The 12,886-nt window shown below is 35.4% G+C and carries 15 protein-coding genes; 11 read left to right on the forward strand and 4 right to left on the reverse strand.

Features of this window, described 5'->3' with window-relative positions:
* Positions 1 to 24 precede the first annotated feature (24 nt).
* Positions 25 to 2,199, reverse strand: a complete 2,175-nt coding sequence (locus ACVWNY_RS17540; RefSeq protein WP_454072081.1) for an alpha-galactosidase — start codon at positions 2,197 to 2,199, stop codon at positions 25 to 27.
* Positions 2,200 to 2,286: 87 nt separating this feature from the next.
* Here ACVWNY_RS17540 and ACVWNY_RS17545 point away from each other — a divergent pair, with 87 nt between their 5' ends.
* A complete protein-coding gene (locus ACVWNY_RS17545) occupies positions 2,287 to 3,087 on the forward strand; it encodes an AraC family transcriptional regulator (protein WP_218325876.1) in 801 nt (266 codons plus the stop codon).
* A gap of 6 nt (positions 3,088 to 3,093) precedes the next feature.
* Here the strand turns inward: ACVWNY_RS17545 and ACVWNY_RS17550 are convergent, their stop codons facing one another.
* Complete coding sequence (locus ACVWNY_RS17550) at positions 3,094 to 3,402, reverse strand: DUF960 family protein (protein WP_218325877.1); 309 nt, start codon at positions 3,400 to 3,402, stop codon at positions 3,094 to 3,096.
* Between the two features lie 186 nt (positions 3,403 to 3,588).
* Between ACVWNY_RS17550 and ACVWNY_RS17555 the strand changes: the two genes are divergently transcribed.
* The 10 genes from ACVWNY_RS17555 to ACVWNY_RS17600 all read left to right on the forward strand — a co-directional run bounded on the left by ACVWNY_RS17555 (position 3,589) and on the right by ACVWNY_RS17600 (position 11,388).
* Positions 3,589 to 3,996 carry a pyridoxamine 5'-phosphate oxidase family protein gene (locus tag ACVWNY_RS17555; protein WP_218325878.1) on the forward strand — a complete coding sequence of 136 codons (408 nt, stop codon included), beginning with the start codon at positions 3,589 to 3,591 and terminating at the stop codon, positions 3,994 to 3,996.
* A gap of 119 nt (positions 3,997 to 4,115) precedes the next feature.
* The gene (locus tag ACVWNY_RS17560; RefSeq protein WP_343214718.1) at positions 4,116 to 5,117 is read left to right on the forward strand and encodes a LacI family DNA-binding transcriptional regulator; all 1,002 of its coding nucleotides are present in this window, start codon (positions 4,116 to 4,118) and stop codon (positions 5,115 to 5,117) included.
* Between the two features lie 223 nt (positions 5,118 to 5,340).
* The gene (locus tag ACVWNY_RS17565) at positions 5,341 to 6,075 is read left to right on the forward strand and encodes a sugar phosphate isomerase/epimerase family protein (RefSeq protein ID WP_218325880.1); all 735 of its coding nucleotides are present in this window, start codon (positions 5,341 to 5,343) and stop codon (positions 6,073 to 6,075) included.
* Between the two features lie 2 nt (positions 6,076 to 6,077).
* Positions 6,078 to 6,320: a hypothetical protein gene (locus tag ACVWNY_RS17570; protein WP_218325881.1), complete on the forward strand. Its 243-nt coding sequence runs from the start codon at positions 6,078 to 6,080 to the stop codon at positions 6,318 to 6,320.
* A 12-nt stretch (positions 6,321 to 6,332) separates the two neighbouring features.
* Positions 6,333 to 7,604 carry a gluconate:proton symporter gene (locus ACVWNY_RS17575; RefSeq protein ID WP_218325882.1) on the forward strand — a complete coding sequence of 424 codons (1,272 nt, stop codon included), beginning with the start codon at positions 6,333 to 6,335 and terminating at the stop codon, positions 7,602 to 7,604.
* A 23-nt stretch (positions 7,605 to 7,627) separates the two neighbouring features.
* Complete coding sequence (locus tag ACVWNY_RS17580) at positions 7,628 to 8,581, forward strand: sugar kinase (RefSeq protein WP_218325883.1); 954 nt, start codon at positions 7,628 to 7,630, stop codon at positions 8,579 to 8,581.
* Between the two features lie 12 nt (positions 8,582 to 8,593).
* Positions 8,594 to 9,220, forward strand: coding sequence for an orotidine 5'-phosphate decarboxylase / HUMPS family protein (locus ACVWNY_RS17585; RefSeq protein ID WP_218325884.1), 627 nt, complete (start codon positions 8,594 to 8,596; stop codon positions 9,218 to 9,220).
* Positions 9,217 to 9,759, forward strand: coding sequence for a 6-phospho-3-hexuloisomerase (hxlB, locus tag ACVWNY_RS17590; protein ID WP_218325885.1), 543 nt, complete (start codon positions 9,217 to 9,219; stop codon positions 9,757 to 9,759). Before ACVWNY_RS17585 ends, hxlB begins: the two co-directional genes overlap by 4 nt.
* Positions 9,760 to 9,850: 91 nt before the next feature.
* Positions 9,851 to 10,441 carry an ATP-dependent Clp protease proteolytic subunit gene (locus ACVWNY_RS17595; protein WP_218325886.1) on the forward strand — a complete coding sequence of 197 codons (591 nt, stop codon included), beginning with the start codon at positions 9,851 to 9,853 and terminating at the stop codon, positions 10,439 to 10,441.
* Positions 10,442 to 10,533: 92 nt separating this feature from the next.
* Positions 10,534 to 11,388, forward strand: a complete 855-nt coding sequence (locus ACVWNY_RS17600) for an alpha/beta fold hydrolase (protein ID WP_218325887.1) — start codon at positions 10,534 to 10,536, stop codon at positions 11,386 to 11,388.
* A gap of 22 nt (positions 11,389 to 11,410) precedes the next feature.
* Here the strand turns inward: ACVWNY_RS17600 and ACVWNY_RS17605 are convergent, their stop codons facing one another.
* Complete coding sequence (locus tag ACVWNY_RS17605; protein WP_218325888.1) at positions 11,411 to 11,914, reverse strand: flavodoxin domain-containing protein; 504 nt, start codon at positions 11,912 to 11,914, stop codon at positions 11,411 to 11,413.
* A gap of 12 nt (positions 11,915 to 11,926) precedes the next feature.
* On the reverse strand, positions 11,927 to 12,772 hold the full coding sequence (locus ACVWNY_RS17610) for a sialate O-acetylesterase (protein WP_218325889.1): 846 nt from the start codon (positions 12,770 to 12,772) through the stop codon (positions 11,927 to 11,929).
* Positions 12,773 to 12,886: the final 114 nt, after the last annotated feature.

Raw genomic sequence — 12,886 nt, forward strand, 5'->3', positions numbered from 1 at the left:
CCTTTATTCGGCATAGTCTTTTGTTTAATCAACTTTCTTAAAATGATACATAACCGTCGCAAAGTCTTCTTTGATGCGGGGAATTAACATACCCGCATGATTTAATTCACTGCCACTAAATTGTTCACCTGATGCTAATTCCTGATAATTGGCATGATTGTCTAGATAAATCATTTTTAAATAGTGAATCGGAACAGCAGGTTGTGCTAAACCATTAGAGTAGATTACTAATACTTCTGTTTGGTTCTTAAATAACCAAGCACTGGCAAAATTTTTATCAGGCGCTTGTAAACGATAAAACTCGCCGAATTGTAATAATTTTCGATGTTCTTTATAAAATGCAACTTGCTGACTTATTTCTATTAAATCAGTTTCTGTTTGTTTAGCTAAATCTAATTCATAACCAAAGTTACCGCTCATAGCAATCAATCCCCGGGTATTTAATGGTGTTATCCGTCCAACTTGATGATTTGGCACATCAGAAACATGGGCGCCTAACATGATTGGAGGATAAAGATAGCTATAACCATATTGAATAATTGACCGGCAAAGAGCGTCTGAGTTATCACTAGTCCAAGTTTGCGGCATATATGCCATCATGCCAGGATCGAAACGACCACCACCGCTGGAGCAATTTTCAAATAAAACCGATGGAAACTTTTGAGTTAATTTTGCTAAAATACGATAAAGTCCTAACACATAGCGATGGGAAAGCTCTTTTTGTTGTTCAGGAGGCAAGATAACATTTCCAATCTCAGTTAAATGACGGTTCATATCCCATTTTACATAATCAATTTTTGCTTCTTCTAAATGCTGACTAAGGACGTGGACCAGATAATCTTGAATCTCTTCACGACTTAAATCTAAAACCAATTGTCGCCGACCTTCAGTCATGGGATAATTCTGAACTTGCAAGGCCCAATCAGGATGAGCACGAAATAAATCACTGTTTTTTGAAATCATTTCTGGTTCAAACCATAGACCAAACTGCATCCCTAATGCATGAATTTTTTCAGATAAATCCTTCAATCCATGAGGTAACTTATTTAAATCAGTCTGCCAATCACCTAAAGAGCTGGAAGAATCATCTCGCTTACCAAACCAACCGTCATCTAAGACAAATAATTCGATTCCCAAATCTTTAGCTTTTTGTGCTTGTTCTAATAAAGCCGTTTCAGCAAATTCAAAATAATTGGCCTCCCAAGTATTTAATAAAATTGGACGTTCTTTGTTAATAAAACCGGTTGGAATTAACTCCTTTTGATAAATTTGATGGAAGGTTTGAGACATCTGGTTAAATCCTCGTTGACTATAATTCATAACAACTTCAGGCGTCTGGAATATAGCCTTTGGTTGTAGTTGCCATTCGAAATTATCTGGGTTGATTCCCATCTGTAAACGACTAGAGCCGTATTGCTCCACTTCTACTTGAGCCACAAAGTTACCGCTATAAACGAAGTGGAAAGCAAAAACTGGACCAGAAGTTTCAGTAGTTTCTGGATTTACTAAAGCCAAAAACGGCTGATGTTGTGGACTACTTGTTCCCCGACTACTTTCGATTTTTTGAATACCAGGATGTAATTTTTGCCGTGCAATATTGGCTTCACAAGTGTGAGAACCATTCAAGGTTACGAGTTCATAATCGGTACTGGGAAAATCAATTAAAAGGGAACCGGCATTTTCTAAATAAACAGTTTCGTATCCTTGATTCTCAAAATGAACATTTCGGGTAATAACTGGATAATTTTCATATAAATTATAAGTTAAAGTCATTAACAAATTTTGGTTGTGGTCCTTTAAGGTAATCGCTAGTGTAGTTACATTGTTACCACGAAGACTGGGTAAACTAGGTAGTATTTTTTTTCCTTCAGTAATTTCATGAGTGTAATAGATAAAATTAGTGACGTTTTGCCCGAAGTGATTACGAATTTGATAATTGCTGATACGGTGGTCGCCATTTCCTTGAGAGCTTGTTTCTAATGGTAAAGCATTTAAAGAAAAAGTGCGTTCTTGGCTATCAGGGTTAGTAGCAAAACCACGGTCAATCATTTGTAATTGATTACTACCAGCATAGGAAGATAAGACTGGTCCGTAGTAACGATGGGTAATATATTTGTTTTTTTCTAAACCGATAATGTAACTAATCTCTGAGTTTTTCAAGTGGAAAAATCCTTTTTCTTGATCAAATATTATTGGCATATTAAGGCTCCTTTATTTATTATATACTAAGAGTAAAAGATAATCTGAGTGAAAACAAGAATAAGAAATTGAAGAGAGGGTAATAAATTGCAAAATTTCCAACGACGATTCAACTATTTAAATCACGAAAATTTACCATTGATAATAGGATTAGGTGTGGGTCAAGGGAGTCCCGATTATTTTTGGGATAGCAATCAACGGAAAGATCATCTGATTGTTTTTCAATTTACTCTATCTGGTTCAGGTAATTTTAAAAGTGGAGGACAAGTTTTTGCTCAACAGACTGGGGATTTTTTCTTGACTGAGATTCCCAGTAAAAGTAGTTATACTGGTGAAAATTGGCAATTTATCTATTTGGAATTAACACCAATTATGCGGCAATGGGTAGAACAATCTAGTGTAGTTGTAAAAACTGCCAGTATAGAATTCCAGAATAAATTATTTAGCATGGTCGATTACTTGAAAAATGAAGAAATAGATTTGTATCAAAATGCCCGAATAGCCTTTGAATTTCTTTTGATGATTAAAGCTGAGGTAGCAAAACAAATGCAGAGCGCCAATCCTCAAGCTGAGAAATTGAGACAGTATTTAGATCAGCATTATCAAACGGATTTAAGTTTAGATCATTTAGAAATTATTTTTGAGGAATCAAAATACCGATTAATCAAGACCTTTGAAGCGGCTTATCAAGATACACCCATGGCTTATTTACGCAAAGTACGAATTTTAAAAAGTCTAGAATTATTATGGGGAAAGCAAACGATTTATCAAATTGCTGAAGCAGTTGGCTTTTCCAGCAGTAATTATTTTTCTAAGGTATTTAAGAAAGAAATGGGCCTTAGTCCGACAGAATATATTGCCAGTAAGCAAATAAAAAAAGCAGATTAATCTGCTTTAGTCGAGTTTTAGCACCATCTCGTTACCCATATCATGAATATAAACTCTACTTGGAAAGTTTATATTGGCAAATTCTGGGATATAAGGTGCTGTTACATTATCAGAAAAAGCCGGCTCAGCTTGAGAATGAACCACACTTAAAGTTTGATGTACTGGGTCTTTAAAAAAATTAAAACGTTGCGGTGAGACCAAGGTCATGCCTTTTTGCTGGCGTCTAAAAATCATATTCCATAATTCAAGTTGGATTTGTTTTGGGATAATGTCTTCAGATATTTCACTGCGGATTGGTTTATTTTGTTCGAACATTGCAGCTACCTCCTTATTGTTATTCTTATGATACCAGTTTTTTTAATAGATGCTAAGTAATTATTTTGAGTATCAAAAAAAATATAAAATGAGAAAAAAATGATTGCCAAAAACGAGCTGTTTCTTTGAGGTTAGCCTATAAATTTTGTTAATCTTAGGTTGTCAAAACGAGAAGGAGTCCCCATTATGAATAACGAAATTGAAGAATTATTACAAAAGGCTGATGCATTTACTTTAGCTACAACAGACGATGGTCAATTTCCCCATTTGATCGCTGTCTCGAGTCCAATTGAACGAAGAGATCATTATTATTTCAAATTCTATATTAACGGAGATGGTCAAACGGCAAAGAATATTTCTCGAGATCATGCCGGTACATTATTTGTGGTTGATTCGGATAATCACGAAAGTATAGCGCTAAAAGGATTTTTTATTATTGAAGAAATGACTGCTTATGAAGAGTTAGCTGCTGAAAAACTAAATGATTTTCAAAAAGGGTTAAAATATCCTAATCCGGTAATTGCTACTTTTGAAACTCTGGCGGTCAAACATTATAAAAACCGTCAAGCCCATTTCATGGATATGACGAGATAGTTAAGGCTAAACCTGACAACTTTGTCGGGTTTTTTTGATTTCGTCTTGCTATTTATTAATGAATGTCATAAATTTAAAGATGTAAATATATTTATGATAATTAAAGATAAATATTACGAATAAGGGAGGCTGTCATGAAAAAAGTAACAATCAAGCAAGTAGCAGAGCTGGCAGATGTTTCAAAAACAACAATCTCTCGTTTTTTAAATGGCCATTATGGCAATATGAGTCAAGAAACCAAACATCGAATTGAAAAAGTCATAAAAGATTTAGATTATCGTCCAAGTCGACAAGCCCAAGCTTTAAAATCAAAACATAGTTTCTTGATTGGTGTAGTGGTGGCTGATATTTCTAATATGTATGCCTCTTTACTGTTAAAAGGTGTAGGAGACGTATTAGCGAAAAATAATTATCAAATGGTGATTGTTGATTCAGCTAATTCGATTGAAAGAGAACACGAATTGATTCAAAAATTATTGGATCAAGGGGTAGAAGGGATTATTTTACAACCTTGTAGTCGCTATGCCAAACAATATCAATTTCTGTTAGACCGTCGTTTACCTTTACTTCTGGTTGACCGGCGAATCGAACCAGATCTATGTCCAGCAGTTGTAACGAATAATCATGCTTCGGTAGTAAATGTCCTTACTGAAGTTTTTAAGAAAGACTATCAACAAATTGTCGTAGTTACAGAACCTATCGCTGAAGTTACTACTAGAGAAGTTCGTTATAATACAGTCAAAGAAATGACCGAATCTGCAGGGAAAACAGTCCAATTAGTGGAGGTTACTGAAAGCTTAGATTTACGATCGATAGTCTTAAAAATGGTGAAGAATAGTAAAAAAACGTTATTATTTGCTTCTAATGGACGGGTCTTGATGGAACTTTTAACTATTTTAGCAGAAGAAAAAATTATTATTCCTGACGATTTAGGAATCACTGGTTTTGATGATTGGAAGATTACTGCTTTAGTAGGACCAGGAGTAACTAGCATTGAACAACAGTCACAAAAAATTGGTGAAGTGGCTGCTCAAAAGATGATTGATTACTTAAAAAATGGAGAAACAATTAAAGAAGAAACCATTGTACCTGCCAAATTGCGCTGGCGAAATTCAATCTAAATGATTATTCATCGAAAAAATATTTTAAATCAGAAACGAAAAACGATAAAATATCAACGTTATTTAAAAAATAATTTTACTGCGAGGGGAACCGGTTTCCAAAGCTCGCAGTTTTTTTCTGGCCAAATTTTTTGTTTTTTAAAATGAAAGCGTTTGACAAATTTAGGGAACCGGTTTACTATGAATCCATAAAGTTTATGAGAAAAGAAAGGGATGGAAGAATATGAGAGATTTAGTCTTAAATTTTTTAGTCTATGCTGATAAAGTTGCAAACGGTACCAAGCAAAGTGAATTAATAAAGGAAGCTGTTGATCTAGGTTTTAACAAAGTAGAAGTTCGTCGCGAATATTTTAATGATTTAGCTATTGAATTACCTGAAGTGAAAAAGGTAGCTGCAGAAAATAATGTTGAATTATTTTATAGTGTACCAGATGAAGTTTTTGTTGATGGAAAAATAAATCCCAAATTATCAGGGTATTTAAAAGAAGCAGAAGATACTGGCATCAAACATATTAAATGGAATATTGGTGATTTTACAGAAGAATCATCTTTAGAAGAACTTCATATGTTAACCGGTTCACCAGTAGCAATTAATATTGAAAACGACCAAACTTTAACCAGTGGAACAATTGAAGCGATTGAGACATTTATGAAAGCTATTTGTAAAGCCGATATTAATGTTGGTTACGTGTATGATTTAGGTAATTGGCGTTTTGTTGGCGAAGGTTTAGATGAAAAAGAAGCAGCAGAAAAATTAAAAGATTATGTTCGCTATATTCATGTAAAAGATGTCTCTTATCTTGATGATAAACCACAAGCTGAATTTTTAGATCACGGCGTTTTAAACTGGCGGGAAATTTTAGCAATTTTACCTCAAGATGTTCCGGTTGCCATTGAATATCCAACTACTGCAAATGATCAAATTCTTGAAGCGAAGAATCTTTTAGAGGAGGAGTAATCATGCAAGATCAACAAACTAAAATTGATCCAGAAAAATTTGCTTATCATTTTATGGATAGTTTAACGATCGATTTTTCAACTAAAAAAACCGAAGCAGCAGCAAAAGAAGCATTGGCGGGTTATCTTTCAGCATATTATTTAGCTCAAAGATTTAATAATCTAGAAAATGATTTCTTTAATGAAGAAACCGGTAAACCAATGTCGACTTATCAAAAAATTTTAAGTGAACTAAACCAATATTAGGAGGTGGCAGCGTTGGGTAGTATTATTACTGGATTATTATTAGCATTAACATTTATTATCTTTGTCGTCTACGCTATGAAAGGCGGAAACTTAACAGTTGGTTTCTTCGTAATGGCGGTTTTGTGGACCATCATTGGTTTAGTACCATTTAATGTAGCAGTCAAAGAAATTTTTACAGAGCCTGTTTTAAATTACGGGAAAACGGCCTCCTATATTATTTTTGGTTCTTGGTTTGGTCGAGTTTTAGTTGATACCGGAATTGCTGGAAGTATTTCTCGCCGAACAGAAAAAGTTGGTAAAAAGAGTCCGGTTTTAGCAACGGTTTTAATCGCTTTAGTAATTGCTTTGATTTTTACTAGTTCATACGGTGTGGGCTCTGCAATTGCTGTTGGGGTAATTTTATTTCCGATTATGTTTTCAATTGGTGTACCTAAAAATATTGCCGTTTCTGTTTTTACTTTATCAATCGGGGCAGCAATGTATGTAAACAATGTCTTGTTCGTTCAATTCCAAGTTTTCTTCCCAAAAGTTGCTTGGGGCGCTCATTACCAACGTTTTGGTTTTGTTGCAATGGCGGTTCAAATGGTAATCGTGATTTTATTTATACTATTTAATGCCAAAAAAATTCGCAACGGTAAACCATTTATTGTTGAAAGTGAGACAGTTGAAGAAGTACGTGAAGTTGCAGTTTGGACTTATATTTTACCAGTCTTACCAGTTGCATTAAGTATTTTTGCAAAATGGGATGCGGTTCCTGCCTTGTTGATTTCAATTATTATTGCTTTCCTTGCCACAGGAAATATGAAAACTTACAAAGGTTTTGTCAATATGATGAATGAAACAGCCAAACATGCGATTTCAGATATTGCTGGTTTATTAATCATGTTGTTTGTTTTAACTATGTTCCAATCAGCGGCTGTTCATGCAATGTCAGGCTTCACCTCAGTCTTCCAAAGTATCATTCCTGACAGCAAACTAGTTTTAGTCATTATTATTTTGATTATTGCACCACTAGCTTACTTCCGTGGACCATTGATGCTTTATGGTGCTGGTGCGGCAACTGCAGCAATTTTAGTTGGTACCGGGATGTTCAATCAATATTTCTTGTATGGTTTACTTGTAGTTCCTTCAATGATGGGTGTTTCAGCCGATATTACCCAATCTTGGAACTTGTGGGCGGTTCAATATTCAGAATTAGATACTAAGACATTTTTACTAACCGGATTGCCTTGGGCTTGGGTAGCTACGGCATTTAACTTAGTTGCAGCATATATTCTTTTATAAAAAATTTGAAAAGAGGTATTATTATGAGTGAGTTTTTAACGATTGGTGAACCAATTGCATTGTTTGGATCGACAGAGGTTGATAAAAGTTTGAAAGATGCCAGTAATTTCCAAAAATATTTGGCTGGCGCAGAAGTAAATGTGACTGTTGGTGTTTCCCGACTTGGTCATAGTACACAATACATTACTCGGCTTGGAAAAGATCCTTTTGGTGATTTTATTGTCGATCAGTTAGCAGAAAATAATATTGGCACAGATTATATTGATGAAACTGATGAATATTGGACGGCTTTCCAATTAAAAGACCGCGTCAGTGATGGCGATCCAAGTATTTTCTATTTTCGTAAAGGATCAGCGGCAGCGCATTTTGATAAAGCCGTTTTAGATACAATTGATTTTTCCGATGTGAAAATGGCCCATTTGTCCGGTATTTTTCCAGCAATTTCAGAAGAAGCCTTAGATGCTTTCCGCCATTTAATTACGCTATTAGAAAAAAATCATGTTCGGACTACCTTTGATCCAAATTTGCGTCCACAGCTTTGGTCAAGTCAAGAGCATATGGTGGAAACAATCAACGATTTAGCTAGTCATGCTGAAATTGTTTTACCTGGTATTAATGAAGGTGAAATTTTAGTTGGTTCAAGAGATCCTGAGACGATTGCTGATTTTTATTTGGCAAATGGTGAAGCGACTCAAACGGTGATTGTTAAATTAGGAACTGATGGCGCATATATCAAACAAAAGGATGGGACTAGTTTTACTGTGCCAGGTTTTAAAGTAGATCATGTGGTAGATACTGTGGGTGCCGGTGATGGTTTTGCGGCAGGATTAATTACGGCTTTAATTGAAGGAGAATCCTTGAAAGATGCTGTAATTCGTGCCAATGCTGTTGGTGCAATGGCTGTTCAAGCTCCTGGAGATAATGACGGTTATCCAACACCAGAAGAATTAGCAGATTTTTTAGCAAAAAATAAATAAGGTCGTGTAAGTATGAAATTACAAGCAGCAATCGATCGTGTCTCTTTAGAGGATGCGGTAGCTTTAGCGCTACAACTTGATGGAAAAACAGATATTGTGGAGATGGGTACTTCTTTAGTGAAAGATTACGGTATTGAAGCGATGACCCAATTGAGGGAAGCTTTACCTAATACAGAACTATTAGTGGATTTAAAAACCATTGATGAAGGTGCTTATGAGTTTCGTCAAGGTTTTAAATATGGTGGTGATATTTTAACAGTGATGGGTGCGGCGTCTTTAGATACTTTACGAGCAACTTATCAAGTCGCTGAAGAAACCGGTAAAACTATGATGATTGATTTATTAGAAGTCAGCGAGGAAAAAATTGCTGAAATTCTTGAATTTGAACATGCTATTTATGCGTTACATCATTCGGTAGATCGTGTGGATAAACAAGATGCAGTAGGAAATGTTGCTCATTTTCATGAGAAATTTCCAGAAATCAAACGCTTGGCAATTGCTGGGGGCATTGATTTGGCGCAAACAAAGGCTCTAGCGACACAAGGATTAATCGAAATTGTCATCGTTGGTTCTAAAATTAGTAAAGCCAGCGATCCTGCTGCAGCGGTTAAAGAATTTATGGAGGGGCTAAAAGCATGAGTACAATAAAAACAATTATGGATGAAATCAATGAAGTGATGGCGCTAGTTGATGAAAGCCAAATCGATGATGCATTAACATTATTTCAAAAAGACAAACGAATTTTTGTGATTGGTGCTGGTCGCAGTGGTTTCCAAGGAAAAGGTTTTGCGATGCGCTTGATGCACATTGGTTATACCGATTATGTAATGGGGGAAACAATTACACCTTCGATTCAAAAAGGGGATACTTGGGTGGCTATTTCTGGATCGGGTACGACGAAAAGTATCGTTGCCGATACAGAAGCTGCGAAAAAACTAGGCTTGGACATAGTTGTACTAACGTCTGAACCAGCCTCACCTTTGGCAAAATTAGCGGACAAAGTAATTATTGTTCCTGGAGCGACGAAAACTGGTTCCGGAGTGAAATCAGTCCAATTGTTGTCTTCATTATTCGATCAAACTGTCCATATTACGTTAGATGCGTTAACTTTGAAATTGGCTAAACGAGACGATACATCAAATGCTGATGCCTTGCATGAACATGTAAATGTAGAATAATTTTTTGATCACTACGGGATTCTTCGTAGTGATTTTTTTACATTTTTAAAACATTTGTTATACTTAAAGGAAAGAGAAAGAAGGTCCTAGTATGTTTTATTTAGCAGAAGAAGAAAATGAAGAAACAAAAACAGATATTTCCGAAATTTATAAAAAGAAAATGTTGGAACAACGAACAATCTTAATTTATGGAGAAATTACGCAAGACTTAGCCAAAGAAGTGACATCTCAATTACTTTTACTAAGTGCTTTAAGTGATGATCCAATTACGATTTATATTAATAGTCAAGGTGGTCATGTGGAATCTGGCGATACTATTCATGATATGATTAAATTTATCAAACCAGAAGTTAGAATGGTTGGTACTGGTTGGGTAGCCAGCGCAGGAATTACAATTTATTTAGGTGCTGAAAAGAAAAATCGTTTTAGTTTACCAAACACGCGTTACATGATTCATCAACCGATGGGCGGCGTACAAGGTCAACAGACTGAAATTGAAATTGAAGCCCGAGAAATCATCAGAACCCGTGAAAGAATCAATCATTTGATTGCTGAAGCAACTGGTCAAACTTATGAAAAAGTTGCCGAAGATACAGATCGTAATTTTTGGTTATCTGTAGATGAAGCAAAGAAATATGGGATTGTCAAAAAAGTGATTAAATCATCTGACCAAGTTAAATAAACCATCAAGTCGCGAAACTTTATTGTTTTGTGACTTTTTTTATCTTTGAATGTGATAAAATAATAAAAAAATGGAGGTTCTAATAAATACATATGACAAAGACAATTCATCCTGGGAAAATGGTTACCGTCAATCAACATCAAATGCATATCTTCACTGCAGGAGATGGAGACAAGACCTTTGTTTTTATGGCTGGTTCTGGCACGGCCGCGCCAACTATTGACTTTAAACCGCTGTGGCAAATACTAGCCAAAAAATATCGCATTGTCGTGATTGAAAAAGCTGGCTATGGTTGGAGTGAAGCGACAACTGTTTCGCGAGATTTAGCTACAATGTTAGAAGAAAGCCGCGAAGCTTTACATTTGGCAAATATTCAAGCACCATTTATTTTAGTGCCTCACTCGATGTCTGGATTGGAAGCATTGTATTGGGGACAGAAGTATCCAACGGAAGTACAAGCAATCATTGGTTTAGATCCAGCTGTTCCTGCTGCGTATGAGAAATTAAAAATTCCTTCTAAGACGAATTTAAAGATTTCAAAGACTTTAATCAATTTAGGTGTTCATCGACCTTTTATGAAATTAGTTGCGAAAAATGTCTGGAAAAAACGTGGTACTAGTTTATCGTCAGAAGATTTTCAGCGCTATGTAGATTGTTATAAGGAATCATTGTTCTCGTCAGATGTAATAAATGAAGTCTTGACAGTGAGAGAAAATGTGGCAATCTGTCAAAAAGGTGAGGTGCCAAAAGATATTCCAGTCTATTATTTTATTTCTGATGGTAAGGAGATAGGATTAAAAGAAGATTGGAGACCCACTTTAATCGCCTATTTGGCTCAGTTTGAAACAAGTAAATACTTACTGCTAGATTGTGGTCATTATGTGCATGGAGAACGGCCAGAGGAAATTGCAGAAGAAATTGAATCATTTATTACTGAGATAAGCTAAAGCTTACCTCAGTTTTTTTATTTTAAGTTAGCTGGTCTAAGCGAGAAAAATCAACAAAATCTAATGAACTTTTATAGACATCTCGTAATAGTTTAACTTCATCAGATACTTCACTTTTATTTTTACTGGTGGCATGAATTCCTTTGATAAAGGTTTTGTGTAGAAAACTTAACTGATCATAGGTTAAAGCTCCCGGTAGATGACCTAAAAAGACCAGCCGTTTACCGTTAGCATTTTGTTGAGCCAAGTTAAAAATTTCTTGGATTTTTTCTTGATTCTCTGGGTCAGTTAGTCCAACGGTTAAAATTTGAACTTCTTGTTGCGGATCGCTTACTTTTAATAAATCTTTTAAATGCATTAAACTACCAGCATATACAGCACTGATAAAAATAACTGTATGACCTTTTAATTGTGCCTCAGTAATTTCTTCAATAGAGAATAGTGGTAGATTAAGTCTTTCAGCTAAATAGTTTGCGTATTTTTTTGCAGTACCATATCTAGTTGCGTAAATAATGATTTTTTCCATTATTTTCCTCCTTTATTTCGGTAGATAAGGGGCAATTTCTTGTGAAAATGCAGGATAGTCTATCTGTCCAAGGGCAAATTTTTTACTGGCAAGGTAAATGGCTTCAGTGGCTGTTCGATCTTTTTGATAAAGAAGTGAAACTTTTTGGTCTTCATTTTCTAAAGGGATCAACTGGTCTTGTTGGTTAGCGAAAGCTTCATAATAACGCAAACCAAATTTTCTTTGAGACAAGGCATCAAGATGGATACCATCAGGATTTGCTGATAGTCCTTTGGCGGTAACAAAATAAAAATGCTCGTCCGTATAAGCGATTTTTCGCAAAATTTGATTGATTTCATGATATTCAATAGCCTGTTGGCCGAAGCCAGTTTTACCTAAAAAATTCGGTAATTCGCCGATAATTATTGGAACATCAGGTAAATCTAACACTTCACGGAAAGCAGCAAAAACCTCCCGTAGTTTTCCCTCATAACTTTTATAAAGCTGATTTAAGCTATCATTTTCCCCTTGATGCCATAAAATACCAATAATCTCACTGGTTTCTTGCGCAAATTTTGCTTCCTTGACAGCGTGACGAAACAAAACCCCTTCTGGTGACCATTCAGCTATACTACTACCACCTTCAGCGCAAGGGATTAAGCCGATAGTTTCATCGGGATGCGCAAAACTATAAGCTTGCGCAAAACTAGCCGCCAATCCAATCCCAGCTACTTCACGATCAGAATGAATCGGTTCTGCCATCATTTGAAAGCGTCCATTCCTTAGCATTTGAATTTTTTCATTATAGATAGGCGGTACGGTGTGAATAAATCCGCGTCCAGCCATATTTGATTGTCCAACTAATAAAAATGATTTCATCCTATTCTCCTTCATTCATTATCTTTTTTATTTTAGAAGACTTAATGATAAGCGTCAAACAATCGAAGATCTCACTAAGAAATTGAGAATAAATATTTTTATCATAGAGAAAGT

Source organism: Enterococcus sp. JNUCC 77 (assembly GCF_054819945.1).